The sequence below is a fragment of the Vreelandella sp. EE27 genome (assembly GCF_968206495.1).
In genome coordinates this window covers 530597-550182 of record NZ_OZ309109.1, presented here as the reverse complement: position 1 = coordinate 550182, position 19586 = coordinate 530597, and the positions used below count along the sequence as shown (strand labels likewise).

General features: G+C 52.5%; 18 protein-coding genes and 3 pseudogenes. 8 read left to right on the top strand and 13 right to left on the bottom strand.

The features are described from left to right. Window positions 1–3: 3 nt before the first annotated feature. Together ACWHVV_RS02645 and ACWHVV_RS02640 are read right to left on the bottom strand one after the other, a co-directional pair. Window positions 4–774 carry a Crp/Fnr family transcriptional regulator gene (locus tag ACWHVV_RS02645; RefSeq protein WP_447927956.1) on the bottom strand — a complete coding sequence of 257 codons (771 nt, stop codon included), beginning with the start codon at window positions 772–774 and terminating at the stop codon, window positions 4–6. A gap of 486 nt (window positions 775–1260) precedes the next feature. Then, window positions 1261–1764 (bottom strand): ferritin-like domain-containing protein, encoded by a 504-nt coding sequence (locus ACWHVV_RS02640; RefSeq protein WP_447927955.1) that lies wholly within the window; start codon window positions 1762–1764, stop codon window positions 1261–1263. A 462-nt stretch (window positions 1765–2226) separates the two neighbouring features. Between ACWHVV_RS02640 and ACWHVV_RS02635 the strand changes: the two genes are divergently transcribed. Next, window positions 2227–2526, top strand: a complete 300-nt coding sequence (locus tag ACWHVV_RS02635; protein WP_447927954.1) for a hypothetical protein — start codon at window positions 2227–2229, stop codon at window positions 2524–2526. Window positions 2527–2667: 141 nt separating this feature from the next. Here the strand turns inward: ACWHVV_RS02635 and thpD are convergent, their stop codons facing one another. Then, window positions 2668–3654 (bottom strand): ectoine hydroxylase, encoded by a 987-nt coding sequence (thpD, locus tag ACWHVV_RS02630; RefSeq protein WP_447927953.1) that lies wholly within the window; start codon window positions 3652–3654, stop codon window positions 2668–2670. Between the two features lie 584 nt (window positions 3655–4238). Here thpD and ACWHVV_RS02625 point away from each other — a divergent pair. The 3 pseudogenes from ACWHVV_RS02625 to ACWHVV_RS02615 form a co-directional block, all read left to right on the top strand. Next, a pseudogene (locus tag ACWHVV_RS02625) lies at window positions 4239–4658 on the top strand (nitrate- and nitrite sensing domain-containing protein); the annotation flags it as partial. Window positions 4659–4775: 117 nt separating this feature from the next. Beyond that, window positions 4776–4955, top strand: a pseudogene (locus ACWHVV_RS02620) (methyl-accepting chemotaxis protein); the annotation flags it as partial. 207 nt (window positions 4956–5162) lie between these two features. Continuing rightward, window positions 5163–5789 (top strand): annotated as a pseudogene (locus ACWHVV_RS02615) (methyl-accepting chemotaxis protein); the annotation flags it as partial. A gap of 92 nt (window positions 5790–5881) precedes the next feature. On the opposite strand, the gene ACWHVV_RS02610 reads toward ACWHVV_RS02615, so the two are convergent. The 3 genes from ACWHVV_RS02610 to ACWHVV_RS02600 all read right to left on the bottom strand — a co-directional run bounded on the left by ACWHVV_RS02610 (window position 5882) and on the right by ACWHVV_RS02600 (window position 8127). Further along, window positions 5882–6805, bottom strand: coding sequence for a nucleotidyl transferase AbiEii/AbiGii toxin family protein (locus ACWHVV_RS02610; protein ID WP_447927952.1), 924 nt, complete (start codon window positions 6803–6805; stop codon window positions 5882–5884). After that, window positions 6795–7331: a type IV toxin-antitoxin system AbiEi family antitoxin gene (gene abiEi, locus ACWHVV_RS02605; protein WP_447927951.1), complete on the bottom strand. Its 537-nt coding sequence runs from the start codon at window positions 7329–7331 to the stop codon at window positions 6795–6797. Before abiEi ends, ACWHVV_RS02610 begins: the two co-directional genes overlap by 11 nt. 196 nt (window positions 7332–7527) lie before the next feature. After that, a complete protein-coding gene (locus ACWHVV_RS02600) occupies window positions 7528–8127 on the bottom strand; it encodes a hypothetical protein (protein ID WP_447927950.1) in 600 nt (199 codons plus the stop codon). Window positions 8128–8508: 381 nt separating this feature from the next. Between ACWHVV_RS02600 and ACWHVV_RS02595 the strand changes: the two genes are divergently transcribed. Continuing rightward, window positions 8509–8724: a hypothetical protein gene (locus tag ACWHVV_RS02595; RefSeq protein ID WP_447927949.1), complete on the top strand. Its 216-nt coding sequence runs from the start codon at window positions 8509–8511 to the stop codon at window positions 8722–8724. Further along, complete coding sequence (locus ACWHVV_RS02590) at window positions 8724–8879, top strand: hypothetical protein (protein ID WP_447927948.1); 156 nt, start codon at window positions 8724–8726, stop codon at window positions 8877–8879. Before ACWHVV_RS02595 ends, ACWHVV_RS02590 begins: the two co-directional genes overlap by 1 nt. A 197-nt stretch (window positions 8880–9076) precedes the next feature. On the opposite strand, the gene ACWHVV_RS02585 is transcribed toward ACWHVV_RS02590, so the two are convergent. From ACWHVV_RS02585 to fliD (ACWHVV_RS02555), 7 genes are all read right to left on the bottom strand, one after another. After that, complete coding sequence (locus tag ACWHVV_RS02585; RefSeq protein WP_447927947.1) at window positions 9077–9292, bottom strand: hypothetical protein; 216 nt, start codon at window positions 9290–9292, stop codon at window positions 9077–9079. A gap of 98 nt (window positions 9293–9390) precedes the next feature. Next, on the bottom strand, window positions 9391–11292 hold the full coding sequence (locus tag ACWHVV_RS02580; RefSeq protein ID WP_447927946.1) for a flagellin N-terminal helical domain-containing protein: 1902 nt from the start codon (window positions 11290–11292) through the stop codon (window positions 9391–9393). A gap of 355 nt (window positions 11293–11647) precedes the next feature. Beyond that, the gene (locus ACWHVV_RS02575; RefSeq protein WP_447927945.1) at window positions 11648–12310 is read right to left on the bottom strand and encodes a hypothetical protein; all 663 of its coding nucleotides are present in this window, start codon (window positions 12308–12310) and stop codon (window positions 11648–11650) included. Between the two features lie 187 nt (window positions 12311–12497). Then, the gene (locus ACWHVV_RS02570; RefSeq protein WP_447927944.1) at window positions 12498–13064 is read right to left on the bottom strand and encodes a hypothetical protein; all 567 of its coding nucleotides are present in this window, start codon (window positions 13062–13064) and stop codon (window positions 12498–12500) included. Window positions 13065–13193: 129 nt separating this feature from the next. Continuing rightward, window positions 13194–14249, bottom strand: coding sequence for a FliC/FljB family flagellin (locus ACWHVV_RS02565; RefSeq protein ID WP_447927943.1), 1056 nt, complete (start codon window positions 14247–14249; stop codon window positions 13194–13196). 391 nt (window positions 14250–14640) lie between these two features. Then, window positions 14641–16038 (bottom strand): flagellar filament capping protein FliD, encoded by a 1398-nt coding sequence (gene fliD / locus ACWHVV_RS02560; protein ID WP_447927942.1) that lies wholly within the window; start codon window positions 16036–16038, stop codon window positions 14641–14643. 250 nt (window positions 16039–16288) lie between these two features. Then, window positions 16289–17638 (bottom strand): flagellar filament capping protein FliD, encoded by a 1350-nt coding sequence (gene fliD / locus ACWHVV_RS02555; protein ID WP_447927941.1) that lies wholly within the window; start codon window positions 17636–17638, stop codon window positions 16289–16291. A gap of 289 nt (window positions 17639–17927) precedes the next feature. Here fliD (ACWHVV_RS02555) and ACWHVV_RS02550 point away from each other — a divergent pair, with 289 nt between their 5' ends. Beyond that, window positions 17928–18248: a hypothetical protein gene (locus ACWHVV_RS02550; protein WP_447927940.1), complete on the top strand. Its 321-nt coding sequence runs from the start codon at window positions 17928–17930 to the stop codon at window positions 18246–18248. A 337-nt stretch (window positions 18249–18585) separates the two neighbouring features. Next, window positions 18586–19584, top strand: a complete 999-nt coding sequence (locus ACWHVV_RS02545) for a serine hydrolase domain-containing protein (RefSeq protein WP_447927939.1) — start codon at window positions 18586–18588, stop codon at window positions 19582–19584. Window positions 19585–19586: the final 2 nt, after the last annotated feature.

The window sequence follows — 19586 nt, the reverse complement described above, 5'->3', positions numbered from 1 at the left end:
GCTTCATGCTACATACACATGCCCATAAATCAGCCGCTCGTCAAAGCCCGTGGCCTCGATCAAACGCTCGGGTTCGAGCAGTTTTATGACGGTACGATTTTTTCGGATCAGCTTTTTCTGCTCCAGCGTGGTCATACAGCGGCTAACGTGCACGCTGGTCATCCCTAAAAGCTCACCAATGACCTCTTGAGTAACAGGAAGCGTAAAAAAGTCTGTATCGCTGGCCTGCTTGAACCGGTAGCGGGCATATACTTCGAGCAGGTAGTGGGCGACCCGCTCTTCTGCCTTGTGGTGAGTGCAGCTTCTTAACCGTGCAATGGCGATATTGTCATTGACCATGACATAAGAAATAATCGCCTTTCTTATGTCATCGTGTATTTCAAACAGTGCGTGCACATCTTCAGCGGATACACGCTCCAGCTCGCAGTTTTGTAGCGCCACTATGGCGATATCGTTATTGTCGAAAAAACTTTCACGCAGACCTACGATATCGCCAGGCATATAAACGTTACATATATCCTGCCCGTGGTTTTTAACTGATTGACAAATACTGACCCACCCCTTTTTAACGATAAAGAGCTTGGGCTTCCCTTCCTGTAGAAAAAACAGTTTTTGATGGCGCTTTAGTTCGACTTTTTTGACAGCAATTCGAGTCAACAACTCACTGGACTTCTCGCTAATAACACCATAAAGACTTAGCGCTTTCGCAAGCGAGGTGTTTTTCTCATGCTTTAAAATAGTGTTTGGCGACGAAGTATAATTACTATCTTCCATCAAGTTCTGTCCATCAGCGCCATACCTGCTACGCATTCTCAATACTCCATTACCGCTATACAAAAGTTATGCTTTTAAAAGAAAAAATACAGGACGCGTACACATATATAGCGGAAAAGCCCAATGGACGGAAAATATAGCAACACTCACAACCAGGCCCACCCTGACAAATAGCATATATTTAACAAATGTTAATAAAATACGCCTACTTCTCAGCCTGTATATTTAAAGTCCTTACATCTCTCAACCAAGGTTGAATGATTAAACAAAAAGGCTTTTTGTGTCAAAGAATAAAGCACGCAAAAGTCATAACTTATGTTATTGAAAAGAAAGACTTTATTAAAATCTAAATAACTCTTTTTAATCTTAAATACATTATAAAAGGTTATTAAAATCACATACCCCGATAATGAACTATAAAAAACCCCGGCGGCAAGCCGGGGTGATCGTTTTAAATGACACTATCGTTATAGGCCCATTACAAGGCTAGGTTTTAGAGCGTACACCCTCGCTGTCCGAACGTTCTAAAAATTCGCGCGTAGTATCCTCAAGATTTTTACTCAACCACTGGGCCATAGCGACTTCCTCTTCGAGGATCTCATGACAAATTTGCGATATTTCCGCTTCTCCTGCCATATCCGCCGCTGCGATGAGCGACTTATAGCAGGCAATCTCGAAATGCTCGAAAGCGTAAGACGCAATACCGCCTTTGATCACTTCGTCCTCCGCCATCATTCCGCCAATGGCTTGACCGAACGCCGTCATCTGCGCGCCAATATCCTTGATGGTCGACGTGTTGGCATCCAAAAGCCCAATACAGTGCTCGAGTTTTCGGGCCTGACCTTGCGTTTCATCTATATGTTGCTCGATACGCTTTTGAAGTTCAGGGTAGCTTTCAAGCCGCCGCGCCTGAGCGCTTAGCATTTGCTCGGCCTGCTTCTCCATCGCGTGGGCATCCCGAAGCCAATCCAAAAGATGTTTGTTTTCCATGGTGCTTACTCCTCGATTAAAAAGCGTTATACGTATTAATGACTACGTATGTCTTAACAACATTTCAGTAAAAAAACGATTTCCGCTAAATCGCCAGCTACTTCATTATAAACAAAGACCTCTTGCATACCCATTGAGCGCTTATCTATCTCAACCGAGAGTCTCTCTATCGAAATGCGTTGCTCAGAGAAACCGAAAAGCATTTTTAACTAATTATTTTTAGAAAAACTATTCTTAGAAAAACCACCACTAAAAAATCAGGGTCGACTTAAAATTGAGAGTAGCTGGACGACAGGATAGTTCAATAAATATTATCAAGGACTCTCAACGCTCAGCGATAAAATAACTTACGTTAAGATTTCCCTTTACTTTAGAATATTCAAAAATTTCTAAATAAGGATTGATAAAAAAAAGAGAGATACTATCTTTTAAATTGCTTTTCATCCGCAATGGAGTGTCCTGATGAACGATCAACGCAGCGATCAAAAACGTGGTGACGTTAAAGAAGCCGAACGGCTAATGGAGAGAGACGTGCCCAATAGCGAGGAGGCGCCGCAAGAAGGCTCGCACACTCAAAAGCCAAAGCCTTATCGGCCTGACGAAAACGTAGATGACCAAAAGAGCCATTCGACGTCGCCGGCACACAACACCTCCATGAAGAATGCGCCTTTTTCCGGTGCTCAGGTCGTCAAGGAGAAGAAGGCACACAAGGAAAATATCGACCAAGAGAATAACAAGGCAGATCCAAAAAGCAGTGAATAGTCACTCGTCATTCGCCCCTTCCTGAGTCAACGGGCAGTGTCTCGATAAAAAAACGCCCGAACCAGGCGTAAAGCCTGATTCGGGCGGCGCTATTTTGACCCGGGCGTTTCTTTTAAATGAAAGCCTGGCCAGTCAAGGCATTCAACCTTGTTCCGGTGACCAGTTGCCGTCAGGGCCATGGGCCAAAAAGCCAGGGCGCTGCTTGGGTGCCGCGAAGGGCTCGCCGCAACGGTTATCCGGGCGGTTGAAAACAAAGAACACGTTGCTGCGCGGGTCCGGCGACAGGTTCGCGTTGGAAGCATGAAGCGTATTGCAATCGAACAACAATAAGCCCCCTGCCTTGCCCTTGGGTGCCTCGATACCGTATTTGGCCACAAGCTCGGTCAGCGCCTCGGCGCTGGGAACGCCCACTTCCTGAGCTTTCAATGAGCTCTTGTGGTTGTCCTCCGGGGTTTCACCCAAACACGGCACGAACTCATTGTGCGAACCGGGGATCAGCATCAGCGGGCCATTGAACTCATGATTATCGGTCAGGATCAGCGAGGCACTTACCGCATGCATATTCGGCATGCCGTCTTCCGCGTGCCAGGTTTCGAAATCCGAGTGCCAATCAAAGCCTTTACCGGCAAAGCCTGGCTTGTAATTAATACGCGACTGATGCACGTAGGGGTCGTCACCGATGATCTGGCGGGCGGCCCCGGCCACGCGCTCGTCATTGGCAAGCTGGCCCAGCCGCTCAGAGAGCTTATGCACCGCAAAGAGCGAGCGGATCTCGTTACTTTCCGGCTCGGTGATACTGAATTCCCGGTTGCGGAATTCGTCGGTGTTCATGAGCTCGGTGATGTCATCGCAAAGCTCGTCGAGCTCGTCGCCGCTAATCAGGTTGGGGATAAACAAAAACCCATTACGCTCGAACTCATCGAGCTGCGCTTTGGATAGCGGCCCGCTTAGCTCACCGCCTTTCACCACCGCATCGCGGCGCGGCTGGCTGAGGGAGGCGGGCTTTTTGGGCAAGCGCGTAGGATATAAATCCTGCTCTTTCACATTTTGCGAAGAGGCCATATCGCCCATCTCGCTATACTGTTTATGAGCGGTCACAACATTAAGAGGTGTGTTGGTGACTGTCATCTAATCCACTCCTTGTATGATTAAACTTCAGGTCCAGAAGCGTTTTTGAAACGCTACTAACTGTGTAATAACAAAAGTAGCCAATATAAGCAGGCTTGCAACCCTTGAAACACTAATGGCTAACGCACGTTATAATGACAGCCTCAACTTCCTCATTTTCCCCAGCTTATTGATTTTTATATCTTTTAAAACAAATTTTACTATAAAAAACAATTTCTTATATTGTCAAAATAAAAATATAATATACTTATTCTGCTAAACAATCACCTCGCGTTACTAAGCTACCAAGAGCAGAACACGTAAAGTAAAACTCATTATTTGATATAAGTTAAAATAATAAATAAGCAAAACATATTCCTGGAAACGCACCTTTTATGTCAGAACGACCAGGAACCTCTCTGGTTGGCGTCAAAACAAAAAAATCAGCCAACATATTTAAATAATATTGATCTATGTTATGGATATTTTTAACGCTTTTCTTTCCTCATCAAGAGTGCAGACCTAAAGCCGATACGTTTGAAAGGACTGTCTGCATCTTCCTTTGCCGTCCTCTTGTCACTCCCCGATAAGTCACATCGTACCGTCAGCAGATCGATCGACTGGCCATGGCGGGTGAACAGTCGACGTCCTACTACACGAACATCAACGCCTTGTTGATCGATATTGTCAGCACGGTGACCTTTAGCATCGAACGCGGGGAAATCGTCCGGCAGCTCAACGCCTATTATAGCCTTCTGAATATCAAGGAGTTGGCCGGAATCGAGCGTGCGCTGCTCACCACTGCGTTTAGTGTCGACCGTATGCTGCCCGCCACGTACGCCAACCTGCTTTCGCTGACCGGCCGCTCCCAGGCGTACGTGAGTACGTTCAACCAATTCTCGACGCCCCGTCTTCAAAGCGAACTCGGCGAGATACTGGCAAGCCCGCTGGCCCAAACCCTGAACGCCATGCGGGATATCGCGATAGCCCAAGGGAGCGCTGGCAATTTCAATGTGGACCACTAGCAATGGTTCGAGCAGCAAACCCGCCTGATCGACCAGTTGGCGGGCATTGGGACCCGCGCCGCGAACCAACTGCTCGAGACGGCCCGAAACCTTCACGACGATGCGCTGAGCGAGCTTATGTCGTACCTGGTTTTAACCCTGGCCGCCGCGATGCTCGCCATCGTGCTTTCCATACTGATCGTGCGCAGCATCGTAAGGCCATTGAACGTGGCGCTTCACAACATTCAAACCCGCGGCGGCGATCTTACCCAGCGTTTGATCGTTCCTGACAGTGATGAGCTTTCAAGGCTTTATCTGGCTTTCAATGAATCGACGGCCAAAACAGAAGAGTTGGTGGCCGGTATCAAACAAGGCGCGCTGTCCGTCGAAGTGGCCAGCAAAGAGATCGCCAAGGGCAATGCGGATCTGGCGCAGCGCACCGAAGAGCAGTCCTCCTCGCTGGTGGAAACGGCAACCAGCATGGAGCAAATCACGGCAACCGTTAAGCAAAGCGCGAGCACCGCGCAGCAGGCAAGCCACTCCACCCAGGACATGGCCGAGCAAGCCAAAGCGGCCAACGATATCGCCGAACAGGCCCGCCTGGCCATGGAACAAATCCACCGGGCTAACCAGCAGGTCACCGCGATCATCGAAGCGATCGACGGCATCGCCTTCCAAACCAATATTTTGGCACTGAATGCCTCTGTCGAGGCAGCCCGCGCGGGTGAGCAGGGCCGCGGCTTCGCCGTGGTCGCGGCGGAAGTACGCAACCTGGCCAGCCGCAGCGCCGAAGAAGCCAAACGGATTCGCCAGCTCATCCACCACAACGTCGAAAGCATTCAGGAAGGCGAAAATCTGGTCACCTCGACCAGCGACACGCTCAAAACCATTGCCGAGCGCGCCCAGCACACCGCCGCGCTGGTCGCGGAAATCTCCGCCGCCACGGCGGAACAGTCCTCCGGCATCGAGCAGATCAATCAGGCATTGACCCAGCTGGACGACGTCACCCAGCAAAACGCGGCGCTGGTAGAGCAGGTCGCCACGGCGAGCGGCGCACTGGATGGCCAGGCAAGCGACATGGCCAGCATGGTCAGCCGCTTCAAGGTGGGTGGTGAACACCAGGGGTTTACATTGGCGCACTCGGCGCAGTAGTGCGGCAAAGGTGACAGGCTCTCAGAGATATTAGCCATTGCCCCCTCCCCCCGATCCGCCCGAGGTGGGAACTGACTGGCTCAAAACAACGATTACATCTGAAAAGGCGGCCTTATCGGCTGCCTTGACTCCAGTGCTGCCTGTACCGTGGTTAGTAGGCTTGTCAAAGTCGTTGACATATAGGATTGAAATTTGTCCTGACCAAGCGTCCGTGCATACACATCATAGGGAAGAAACCGCTCCATCTCGTTATTGAAGCCCCTACTGCTGATGATATCGGGAATTCTTGAAATCATGCTGCCAAGCCTGGCCGGGTAATCCTCTAACCGATAGTCGTTTATTTTCCGTTTGACCAGATCGCTATTTATCTGGGCGCCCCGCTGCGTAAGCCAGACCAAATCCCATATATCGCGATGTCGAACGTATTTTTGGGTGGCAGGTAACGAGAACAGCTTATCCGCCATGATTTCATCACGGGTTTCTACCATGATCAGCAGATCTTCGTAGCCATCGGGCAGAAATGCGTAGTTTCGGACCAAAGGCAGTGCTTCTTTGGTATGGGCAGGAATATTGGCCACTTCCAACTTGATTTTCTGCCGAGGAAGATCCCGACGCTCAGGTGAGGTCGTGATAGCGATTTGCCATTTTTCGATGTTAAGTTCGGCGTACCTTACATCCTTTTTCAGCGATGCTGGCTCTTTGACAGTTACTTCAAGCCCATAGCGCTTGGTCAGGTAGTCTTCAAGACAATGTTTCATATCCATGAGCGATCGGGACGTGAAGCCTGCACCACCCGCAAAGTCCAGATCTTCACTGAACCGGCTACCTCCATGGCATAATCGCAGGCACGTACCGCCCTGGAAAACCAGCCCATCCAGCAGCCCTTCCTTCTCCAAGGCAAACAGCAGATCGTAATGCAGCAACTCTTTTTCAACGACTGGCCGCAGACGCGCCAAGGCGGGCTCTTTCATGGCCTCATCTACCAGAGCATTGAAATCGACCGTCTCAATCATCATACAAAGCGTCCTCGTCGATCAGATGGGTATTACGGCCCACTCGCTTGAGATCCCGAAGCGCTGTAGACCTGGCGGCTACTTTCAAAGGTCGTCGACGCTCCTTGATGCTGGAGAGAATATCCGATACGGCACGCTTGGTATGCGTGAACTCGATAACGCCATAGGGTGTCTTGTACTCCCCTTTTCGACCGGTCGTCATTACGGTTAGCCGACCAACAGGAATCTGAGAGATTATCCCATACTCTGACAAAGCGGACTCCAGGCTGATATAGCTGTATTCGCCGCGGCGTAATGTTTTAGCGATCAGCTCCAACGTATTCGGCCCTTTATGCTTCGATAACGCGTATACGTATACACCCTTGGATGGGCGCTCGAGAATGCCGGCTTCCACCAAGCGTTTCACCGTTGCTTCCAACGCCCGGGCCGACTCACCCGGGAACACTTTGGTCATGTCGCGTGTAGAAAACACGTAGCGGCCACGCTGATCGAAGGCAGCAAGGCATTTGAGGGTTTCGCTCTGCTTCATGAGGCCCCAAGACATCAACAACCACATCAAAATATGTGGTTAATGTCTACATAGTAGCTTGAAAAATGATTTACCGATACATGAAACTCTGGTTTAACGAAGAGGAAAATATCGAAGAGAGCGCGCGAAGTTCGCGCAGGGAGACGCGGCTTCGCCGCAGTAACCTCAAAAGCATGGCACTCGTTAAACAGCGTAACTACATCCTGGCTTTACCGGCAATAACGGCCTTGAAACCCGCTTTAGTAATCGGCGCTTTCTGGGCATCCACTACGGTACCCCCCACCCGGGTCACCGCTTTGGCGATTTTGACCAGGCGCGCTAGCTGCAGCTTGCCGGGTTTCATAACCTCGCTATTCGCGCGTATCTGAACGCTTACGCCCTTTACTATATAGGGGCTATCGACATCGTCTGGCGCCGGTAACGGCGCGGGGGGCGCGGCGTTTTCAACCACGATGGGCGTGCGCGACGTCTCTCCCGAGACCGTATAGACCCTGGCGGCACTCTCGTACTCGGCCCCTAGCGAAGCCAGTACGGTGATCAGGCGCTGATTGGTGGCGGTCGATGGGTCTTCGAAGAGTACCTGTACTCCCCAGGCGGCGCCGCTATCATTCACCAGCACAGGGGCGTTTTTATCGGGTTCGCTTCCCCTATTGCTCTCTTCTCCCGCCCCCTTGCCAGAAGAGGCCGACCCGGTGGGCTGGCCGCTGAGCAGCAGATACACCACGACCAGTGCGCAGGTAAAGCTAAGCCAAGCCGCCAGAATGGCGAAAATAAGGGTTAGAGTGACGGTGTCCATTGCGTGCAGCCTCGACTTACAAACACATTAACCATTTATTATCACAGGTTAAGCTATCAGGTCGGAAGAGGGTAGACTGCTAAATTTACAGATCAAACATTAAAGAAAACATACTTTCATCGGGAAGGTGTGCCTTACTGGCGACCGGCAGGCGGTATGTAGGGGCTCGTCGCTCCAGGATGGGGTATTGCCGATCAAACGCTCAATGTCTATGACGTACTGATATCCGTACGCGCGCAGGCGCTTATACGTTACATGGACATTCCATAACAGCCACTTTGCGGTATCCAGGGCTCATGATGGCTCGAACGCCGTCCCTATCGCTTGCGCCCGCATGATTATAGTATTCTGTACAATGTACTCTATGTTCAAGGAGGCCCTATGGTCACCCTGCCAGATGCAGAGCAGCGGTTTGCAGCCCAAGCTTCGCTTCACACGCGTCGCGCCCGCCAAGCCGCATTAAACAGTGGGCAAACGCTGATCGAGATTGTCGATGGTAACTTCGTTCGCGTTTTACCCAATGGAGAAGTGCATATTCTAAAAAAAGCGCCAGCCAAACATAAGGTATCAATGGGTACGAAGCTTAAGGTGACCTGATGGATCAAATACCACGGCTACGAATGTTTGCCGGGCCGAACGGTTCGGGTAAAAGCACTATCAATCACGTGATTCCCTCTCATCAGAAAGGCGCTTACATCAATCCTGATGATATCGAGGGTAACGCCAAGGAAGCTGGCGCGCTTTATTTTTAAGATTATTCGGTCAGCATATCCCAAGCGACTATCGAGAATTATTTCTATCAATCAGCACTCACTTCAAAAGCGTCGCTAGCCCCACAGCTCGATGCATTAAACTTTAAAGATAGCTTTATTGGATTTCCTCACACCTGTCCACCCAACTCCTATATCGCTTCTATTGCTTCTTTTCTTATCCTGGATTCATAGAAGCGTTATCGAGAAGCTCCCCCCTCAGTGCTAAACAACATAACGTTAGTATGTTCGCGCTGCTGCTTGATGGCATTATCCAGAATATCGAGCAGATGGGCATAGTCACCGGGCATGCTCACATCCAGCCCATGATCTTCGGCACGGCACAAGGTGGCTTGGGTGTCATCGATCACCTGCTGCAGCTTGGCAATAACCTGCTGATGTTCGTGCTCGCGCATTTAATTTTCTCATTTAAAAGTGGCTCCGAATACTTACTTACACCCCGTAAAATCATGCGCGAGTCCGGTACTCCTATCCACGGGATTGAGCACCCAACCTATGACTCCAACAGAGAAAGCACATTCTGTGGGATCTGATTCGCCTGAGCGAGTACCGTGGTACCGGCCTGCTGCAGGATTTGCGCGCGGGTCATGTTGGCGACTTCCACGGCGTAGTCGGCATCCAGAATGCGTGATCGAGCGGCCGTAAGGTTTTGGTTCATTTCACCCAGGTTGTCGACGACGGCCTCCAGGCGGTTGTCCAACGCGCCCAGTTCACTGCGCTTACTGTCGATTTGCGCGATGGCGCGATCCAGCGCCGCCAACGGGTCGGGCGGGTTACGAATACGGCGTGCCTGGTCGGTTTCGGTCAGCGTGACCGTGGTTAAATTACTATCGACATCCGTACTAACGGAGCGGCTGAGCGGATAATAGAGAATCACCTCGCCGTTGCCGTTCACCGTTTGGAGCAGCGTCTCGTTATCTTGATTCGTGACAAGATTGGCGGTCTTGAAAGCTCCGCTGCCATCCTCAAAGGCGTTCAGATTAAAAACATAGCCGTTGTCAGGATCCCTGCCCATCACGTCGCGATGCGTTGTGCCGTTCAACTCCCGGTAGTTGACCTGTACGTTGTTGTTACTGGGCTTCAGATGAACCGTAGAGGAACCCGATACGTAAGGCTGATCGGTCACTGGCCCCATCGCCCCCCGCTCACTCACCACGGTAAAGATATCCTCCTCGCCGCCGGTTTCACTGGTTACGCTGGCTGAGTAGTATGCGTAGTCGCCGCTATCCAGCTGCTCTTCCACGTAATAGGTGCTGCCTAACCGAACGAGCTCGATCCGGTCACTGGCGCTTTCATCCTGGCCATCAAGGGTCAAGCTGTATTGCGAGCTCTGCTTACTGACCGAGGGCATGTAACGTACTTCGCCGATACTACGGGGGAGATCGCCTGACGACACGGTGGGCTCATCCAGCGCTTGGGCGACCACGCTTCTCTGGCTGTTGTCCATTGAGAGCCGAGCGGGTGTATAGCGTGGCTCTCCCGCGCGCGTGTCTTCAATCCAGTGTTGCCCTCCGGACCCGACCAGGCGCGTACTACCCGATGGCCAAGCCACGCCCTCTTCATTTAAAAACGCCAGGGAGTTAATGGTCTCGCTCGAGGTACGCTCGGTAGCCGCTTCGCGAACACTAATCGTAACCCTATTATTACGCGTATCGGTATCGTGACGCGCACTTACCGAAACATTTTGGAGCTGACCGCCCTCGCCACCTAGCTGAATGACATCACTGCCGCCAAAGCGCACCAGGTGAGGCTCGTTTTCCTCAGGTACATAGTTCACGCTAGAGTAAGTCGCATCATCGATAGGAATACGCGACGCACTCCCCGATAAGGTATCGATGTGATTGATCGTGCCGGGCTCGCCCTGAAAGGTAAAGTCCTTGAGGTTTAGGGCCTCGACGCCAAAGCCTGGCTGCCCCAGGTTGATATCGATCGTCTCACCATCATTGGCGCCGACATGCAAAGGAATTTTGCCTGCCGAGCCATCCAGCAGCGGAATACCATTGAACTCGGTAGTGCGACTCAGCCGATCGATCTCTTTCAGATTCAGGTTGATCTCCGCCTGAATCCGATCCCCCATCTCGCCGTTATAGATCTCACTCAGCCCCTGCACGGTTAGCTCGCGAATACGCTGCAAATTGTTATTGACCGATTCCAGAACGCCCTGGGCGGTTTGTGACAGCGACGCGCCGTCGCTTGCGTTTTTGATGGCCATGGCGCGACCGTTGATCTGGCTGGTCATGCGATTACCGATGGCTTGGCCCGCCGCATCGTCTTTTGCGCTGTTCACACGCAGCCCTGAAGATAAACGCTCCATGGAGGTCGCAAGCGCCGACTGAGAGCGCGTCAGGTTTGCCTGACCGGTCAAGGAGAGCAGGTTAGTGTTGATAGACGCCATTCGAGGGCCTGCATTAGAAGTAATTACTTGCTTATCGGCCCAATTTTGAAAAACTTTAACAAAATATTACATATTAGCGATAAGGTGGTTACCTCACCTTAGCCAAGACTGGGGCCAATTCAGCAGAGAAAGAATAGATTGTGAGATTTCGTTAGCTTGAGCCAGTACAGAAGCACCTGCTTACTACAGCCATATTAGCCAGCCACTTCAACTGCAATCGACATCTGTTTTATAATTATGGCTAAAGAAACAGCACTAATGAAGCTTCTAAACTAGTCAGTCGTGACTGACTAGCCTTACCAATCAAACTATTATCAGCATCGAAGCCGTTAAAAAATGATGACAATATAATATATTACTCGCAACGGGCGCCTGCCACATTGCCCAAAGTCAGATGGGTAATCTCAACATCATATAACAGTTGAGCAGCAACATCGTCAAAGGCTCGATCACAATTGAACTCAGTGTCGATGACATAATCTTCCCCACGCTGTTGATACATCACATCAGCCCATTGCGAAGCGGCATCAGAAGCCTCTCCGCTGATTAGCTTCGCGCCCAGCTTCATATTGATAAAGCCAACAGCGCGCGGCCCTTCCCAGTAAGCATATACTGATGGATCGAAGGCATTGCCACAGCGAGTTAGGCAGTCCGAATAAAAGTAGAAGCCCTCGCCAGCGTGCTCCATGAAATTGCCAAACGTTAATGGGCGAGAAATATCCGGCGCGAAGGACTCTCCGAGAAAAGAAGTTAAATCTACTTGGCATCGCTCGTTAATATCCAAACCCAAGCTGGTGATGCTTCCACCCGGCGCTTCTGCGACAACCTGGCATCCATCAACTATATAAGTATGCTGGTCGCCCCAAGACTCCCGAGCGATACCAGCGACAGACTCGAAGTAACGCAGGTTAGTGCCCAGCATGTCCCCGTTAAAGACTGCATCCAACCCAGTGCTTGGCTGAGCTTCAGCACTGCATGATATAGCTAGTAAGGCAACAACGGATAAATGCTTGCGCATAATAATACTCCTGTTTTAGCGGGCCTGAATCTCGTGGGCCTGCAAATTTCATGGATCGGGTAACAAAAGACGTCTACAAGCAAGCGACAATCAATGTCGCGAGCTAACAAAATATCGTTTTATTTTTACATGGATAAGCTAGCATTCTTGGGCAGAAGCGCTGGCTAGCCTGATATCGTAATTAGCGTTACTGCTTTTTTATTTTCCTGAAAAACTCTCCCAGATTGAAGGAAACACCCATAAACCCTGGCTTTACTTCAACCGCGCCTTTAAAGGCTTTAAAGTATGTGTCATCCTTACTTAAATCTATAAACTTATCCAAAACCTCTTGGTCTTGGCCAGTGACCAACTGACATAAATCATCGTAGAATTTATCCATACTGTCGTATTTTTTATGAATTAAATCCAGCGGAAGATAGATCGATAAATCCTTTTCTGCGACGAAGTTGTTTGGATGAGCGCTTGTTATAAATAGTGCTGCTCCATCCTTATGCCCCAGCCCTACAAAACTATTGAAGTCTCTTGACCCAAACCCCGGCGAAGGAAATTTTTCATCCAGCTCTCGCCGCATTTCGTCATCATTGTAACCTCTTATAATAGCCCCTTTGCCTGACATCTTCTCGCCCAAACAATTCATGCTCCTCTCAACTTCACTCAAACTCCCACCGGGCCAGTTTTTCCCAAGAACAAAAACATAAAAATCGAACCCTGGAACATCAGGTACATAGTCAATCTTAGAAACGCGAAATGCCATGACAACCTCGAAGAAAAGCAAACATACCCAAGGAAAGTATGTCAGTAAGCTTTATGATTTCTGACATACTAAAAAACGGGGCCTTTTGGCCCCGTTAGGTATCGTTTGATCAGCGATGTAGCTAACCAATTAACCCAGCAGAGAAAGAACGTTCTGCGGGATCTGGTTCGCCTGGGCCAGAACCGAGGTACCGGCCTGCTGCAGGATCTGGCTACGAGTCATGTTGGCCACTTCCGTTGCATAGTCGGCGTCTTCGATGCGCGAACGGGCCGCGGAGAGGTTGGTCTCGTTGGTGTTCAGGTTCTCGATAGCAGACTCGAAACGGTTCTGCACCGCACCGAGTTCGGAGCGCATGCTGTCAACCTTGTTCAGCGCAGAGTCAAGCGCTGCCATGGGACCGTCAGTTGCAGGACCACCTTCTCTAAGAGCCGCACCACGAGTTACTGCACCATCTGCACCAATGTTAGCGGTGAAGTAAGAGGTCTCATCACCGTCTTCAACCGCAATAACGAATGCGGGATCGTTGTCGCCAGTACCAGTGTAAGCACGGACGTTATCCGCATCGTCACCAGATAATGTAGCGCCGTCGTTAAGACCTTCAATGCCACTTAGATCAGTGGGAGCATTTTCAGCCACGTTATCTGCGTCAATACCATTAGCAACGCTAAAGCCCGTCAAACCAAGAGTCTCACGGTTGATAGTTTCCAAACCAACCGAGATAGTTTGGCCATCGTCAGCACCTACCTGGATACTCAGGTTGCGAGTATCGGCACCAAGTACTTTTGTGCCGTTAAAGTCGGTCTCACGGGAGATACGATCAATTTCGTTAAGACGCTGATCGATTTCGTCCTGGATAGAGCCCAAATCCTGCTGGCTGTTAGTGTCGTTGGACGCCTGAACACTTAGCTCACGAATGCGCTGCAGGTTGTCGTTGATCTGGTTCAAACCACCTTCAGCGGTTTGCGCAACGGAGATACCGTCGTTGGCGTTACGCTGGGCCTGGCCCAGACCGGTGATCTGGCTGCTCATGCGGTTGGCGATGGCTTGGCCGGCAGCGTCGTCTTTGGCGCTGTTGATGCGCAGGCCAGAGCTCAAACGCTCCATGGAAGTGGCCAGAGAGCTTTGTGATTTGGACAGGTTGGACTGGCCAATCATGGAAGTGATGTTGGTATTGATTACTGACATGGTGGTATTCCCCTTTCAATAAGATTGGCCACTTGGCCTGCTTTGCGGCGTGTTGTGCGCCGTTATATTAATTAACGGCGCGGGTGGGAGAATCTTTAGGGTGGGTGGTAAAAAAATTTGTTTAAATGTTGGTGGATGGCGGGGTGAGGCATTTATCTGATCACGCTTGGGTGCCGGGGTTGGTTGGCAGCGCTTGGCGCGCTGCTTCGCTGGCTGAAGCCTGCTCCTACAGGGGTAGGGGCAGTGGCCTTTGTAACGGGGGCTATGAGAGGCTTAACCCCGGCAGCGCTTGGCGCGCTGCTTCGCTGGCTGAAGCCTGCTCCTACGGGCAGGGGGTCGAATATTGCTGTATGGGCGTTATAACAGCCGCGTTAACGCGAGGGGAGCGCTACTACTTTTTACGGCCTAGTTGGCTGTCCAGGGCGTCGAACTGTTGTGTGAGATAGCTGCTCATGCTGTTCATTTGCGCGACCATGGCATCGAGCTTGCCAAACTGGCTGCGGTAGCGGGCAATGGTAGCATCCACCGTTTTTTCCATGCGCGCGAAGCGGTCGTCCAGGCCTTTCACGCGGCTTTCCGCACCGGTAATGGCAAGCTTTACCACCCCGTTGCTGCCCAACATCTGCTCGACGGTGCTGCCAAGCTTGCCGGCTAAGCCCCCTTCTTTTTTATCGCCGGCGAAAAAGTCACTGAGCGCTTTGGGGTTATTGGCCACGATGTCGCTAAGCTTGTTATCGTCCACTTTCAGCTTGCCGTCGCTTTCCAGCGTAATGCCCAACTGGTTGAGCGTGTTGAACTCGCCGCCTTGTACGCCGCCGGTGAGTACGCTGCGCAGGCGCGATTCGATAATGCGTACGGAGTTATCGCCCACTAGCTCGCCGGCGGTCGCGCGCTCGCCAGTGACATTGGTGAGCTTGCCGATGGTGGTTTTCAGCTCGTTAAACGCCTTGACGAAGCCGTTGACCGCCTCGCGCTGCTTAAGCGTGTCGCGCTCCACCACCACGGTGCTGGTGGCGGTTTCGTCTTTGCCCAAGCTGAGCTCGTTCAAATTAAGCGTCACGCCCTGAATGGCACCGGCGATCTCGTTTTTCTCGCTGGTGATCGCGATACCGTTGACGGTGAGCCGGGCGTTTTCACCTACGCGCTTGATGTCTTCACTGATGGCCGTGGCAATGGCGTCATCGGGTGTGGCGCTATTTGAAAAGGTGAGGCTCTCAATAGAAGCTTCCTGCCCCGTTGTTTTAGAGCTTAGCGCCAGGCGAAAGCCGTTTTCGCTGCCGTCATTGACGATGGTCGCATTCACGCCCGCCTCTTTATTGGCGTTTAGGGCGTTGCGAATATCCTCGAGCGTACTGCCTTCTTTCAGCGCAAGCGTAACGCTTTTGCCATCCCCCAGGGTCAGCGTCATTTGGTCGGAGCCGTTTAGCTCTACCGGTTGATCGCGATTGGCTACACCGGTGGAGGCCCAAGTACCAGCGGTGGCCAGTTGGGTCACTTCGACCCGGTAACTGCCGGGCAGGGCTTCCGCGCTGGTGGTCGCCTTAATGGCATCGCCGCGCACATTGGCGGAAAGGCTTTGGTAGAGCTTGGGGTCGTTGACCTTGCCCAGCGCGTCTTGAAAGCCATTCAGCGAGGTTTGAAGCTGCCCAAACGCGGAGATTTTAGCGGTTTGATCTTTTTTCTGCTGGGTAATGGGAGCTAGCCGGCCGCGTTCGGCGTCTTGAAGCTGATCCAGCAAGCCGGTGAGATCGAGGCCAGAGCCTACGCCTAAAGAGGTTATCGTCGCCATGCAAGGGGGCTCCTATATGCAAAAGGCTAAACCAGGGTGCGTAGACACGGCCTGCGTGCTCCGCCTGTTTAAAACTTACCTATAACTAGTATCGGCCAACGCCGTGATTTCTTTAGTGACACGAAAACGCCTGCTTTACAGCAGGCGTTTAAGCGGTACTCAACGTGCTTTGGCGCGTTTAATACCTTATTAATGGAAGGCTTACCAGCTTTTAACTACGTTTTACTGCCTAACGGCTCAGTTTTACTGCCTAGCGGCCCAGCTGGGCATCCATTGCGCTGAACTGCTGGGTTAGATAATCACTGGTCTGGTTCATCTGGGCCACCATGCCGTCGAGCTGGCCAAACTGGGTGCGGTAGCGGCTAATGGTCTGCTCGATGGTCTGCTCGGTGCGTATATAGCGCTCGCCTAACGATTCCACGCGATTTTCTGCGCCGCTAATCGCACCGTTCACCGCTCCACTACTGCCTAACAGCTGTTCGATCGTCTGGTTGACCTGGCCTGCCATACCCGCGTCGCTGGCATCGCCGGCGAAGAACGCCGAGAGTGCTTCCTGGTTATTGGCGATCGCATTATCGAGCTGGCCATCATCGACTTCCAGGGTGCCGTCGCGCTGCAGGGTGATACCGATATCGGCCAGTCGCGAGTACTCGCCCCCTATCCCCCCGCTCAACACACTGCGCAGCTGGTTTTCTACGCTACGCGTGGCGCTGTCGCCATTCAGTTCACCCGCTACGCCGGTCTCGGCGTTGAAGCTCGTCAGCGTACCAATGGTCTCTTTTAGATCGTTATACGCATCCACAAAGCCGTTGACGGCGTCGCGCACCGCGCGGGTATTCTGCTCGACCGCCACGGTGCTCTCGCCCTCTTCCTGCAGGTTGAGCGTCACGCCCTGAATGGCGCCTTCGACCTGATTGGTGGGGCTGGTAATAGTGATGCCATTGACTTCCAGCGCTGCGTTGGTGCCCGCCTGATGCGTCGTTGTATCGGCGGCAAAGGGCGCGTTACCTTCCGCACCAAAACTGAAGTCGCTGATCGAAGCATCTTCGCCGGTCTCACTGGAACTGAGCGCTAGGCGGTAGTCGTCGCCGTCGAAAATGATGGTGGCGTTGACGCCGGCATCGGCGGCGTTGATCGCATCACGCATGTCCTCGAGGGTGCTATCCGCCGCAATGATCACGTCTTCGCTTTCGCCGTTGCCAAACGTAAGCGTCAGCTTTTGCTCGGTAGAGGTCAGCGGCTGTTCATACTGGTCTTGCGAGACACCTTCCGAGGCCAGCGTGCCGCGAGTGGCCAGCGTTTCGACACTGATATTATAGCTGCCCGGTAGTGCCTCGGCATCGGCAGCGGCGGTGGCGGCGCTCCCCCCCACGTTAGTGGAAAGGCTTTCATAGAGTGCGGAGTCGTTTAGCTCCGCCGCAGCGGTTTGAAACTGCGCTAGCGTGCTTTTCATCTGGCCATAGGCGGAAATTTTGGTTTCCTGGGTCTCGATTTGGCGTTCGATGGGTTCGAGCTTGCCACGCTCGGCATCCTCCAACTGATCCAGCAGCCCAGTTAGATCCAGCCCGGACCCTACACCCAGTGAGGTAATGGAAGCCATAGATTAGTGCCCCTTCGATTAGCGTCGCTCAATTAACCGCGCGACCTGAAATTTGCCTGCGTTGATGCATTGAATATCGGCATCCGGCGCTTTTTCTTTAGCTCTTGACCTGTTTTAACTCATTAAAAGGTTATTTTCTGTAATGTTTGGAAATTTTGAGACTACGTCGCTACCCAAAGAATTCGCTAAAAAGCGTTCGTTGAACCATCGTCTTATATAGACCTTGGTCTAATGCCCATGAGTGACTTACACTGGCCTGCGTATTTCGCGTTCACTGCTGGAGAGCCTCATGTCTGCCCAAGGCAAAACCCCGACTGCCCACCCCGCCCCGTTTAGCCGAGAGCAGCTGCGTGGATGCCTTTTTAACGTGGCGGAGCTTCTCTATGTGAACGGCCACGTGCTGGAAACCATTACGCTACCTGGCTGTGGGCTGGCGAAGCGGGAGATGGCCGTACTGGAAGAGCAAAACGCTGGCTGGGCCAGGTGTCGCAAAACCCTCGAGGCGAGCGAAGCGGGTACCCTCAACACAGCAGGGCGATTCGTACTAACGGCGCTGGGCCGCGAGATCATGTTCGATATGTTTGGCCAGGGGGCGGCGGACTGCGCCTAGGGCCTAGGGATAGCCTAACACGCTTAAAAAAGCGCTCTAAACGCAAAAACGCCCGCGAATGCGGGCGTTTGTGTTTGGCACGGCGTTGTGATCAACGAAGGCCAAGCATCGAAAGAATAAACAGTACGACGACTACCAGACCCACGATGTAGATGATATTACGCATAACGGCGCTCCTTGCTTTTTTGCGTTTAGAAAAATCAACGGGTTGCTTTCCCCATCGGGGCAACACCCACATCCTAGCAGGCTTTTGGGTTCTTTGCGTAATTTACGTGCGCTAGCGTGGCGAAGACTCTACGCTTTTTAACAGTCGAGTCGTCGTCAAAAAGGAATGCCAATGCGCGCAATGTTAATGGGGTTAGGGGTGGTGATGGCCATGGGGCTGCCTTTTACCGCTCAGGCCGACGCGCCCTCGAGAGAGGCGTTTAACGTGCTGGACGAGCAAGCCAGCGCGCTTGGCCGCCTGCATACGGTGGTCGTCGCGGTCGAAGGTGAAATCGTTCACGAATTTCATCAGGGCGGCCCGGGAGTCGCCACCCCGGCGAACGTGAAGTCGCTCTCCAAAACCGTGCTGGCGGCGATTACCGGCGCCGCTATCCAGGCCGGTGTGATCGACTCGATCGACCAGCCGCTGGTCGAGCTTTTAGGCAGCCACGTGCCCCAAGGTGTGGACCCGAAGGTTAGCGAGATTAGCATCGAGAACCTGCTCGCCATGCAGGCGGGGCTCGAGCGCACCTCGGGCGGCAACTACAGCGGCTGGGTGGCGAGCTCCAACTGGGTAGAGGATGCGCTGAGCCGGCCGTTCGTGGATGAACCCGGCGGGCGCATGCTCTACTCCACCGGCTCGAGCCACCTGGTATCCGCCGCGCTCACCTACGCAAGCGGTGAGTCGACCTACCAGCTTGCCCAGCGGCTTCTGGCCGAGCCGCTGAACATTGCCATCCCCCGCTGGTTGCAGGACCCGCAGGGCATCTACTTTGGCGGCAACGATATGCAGCTTTCGCCCCGGGCGCTGGTGGAAATCGGCGAGCTTTACCGCAATGATGGCGTGGTGGACGGCGAACGCATTCTGCCCGAAGGCTGGGTGGAGGACTCCTGGACACCGCGGGGTAGCTCTCAGTGGACCGGGGATGGCTATGGGCTTGGCTGGTTCGTTACCACCCTTGGCACCACGCCGGTCTATTACGGGCGCGGCTACGGCGGCCAGGCGCTGTTCGTCATTCCCGAGCGTGACATGACCGTGGTGATCACCTCCGACCCCACGCCCCCCTCGCCGGGCGGGCAGTTTCAGCAGCAGTTGAACCGGCTGGTGATGAACTTACTGACCTACCGCTAACG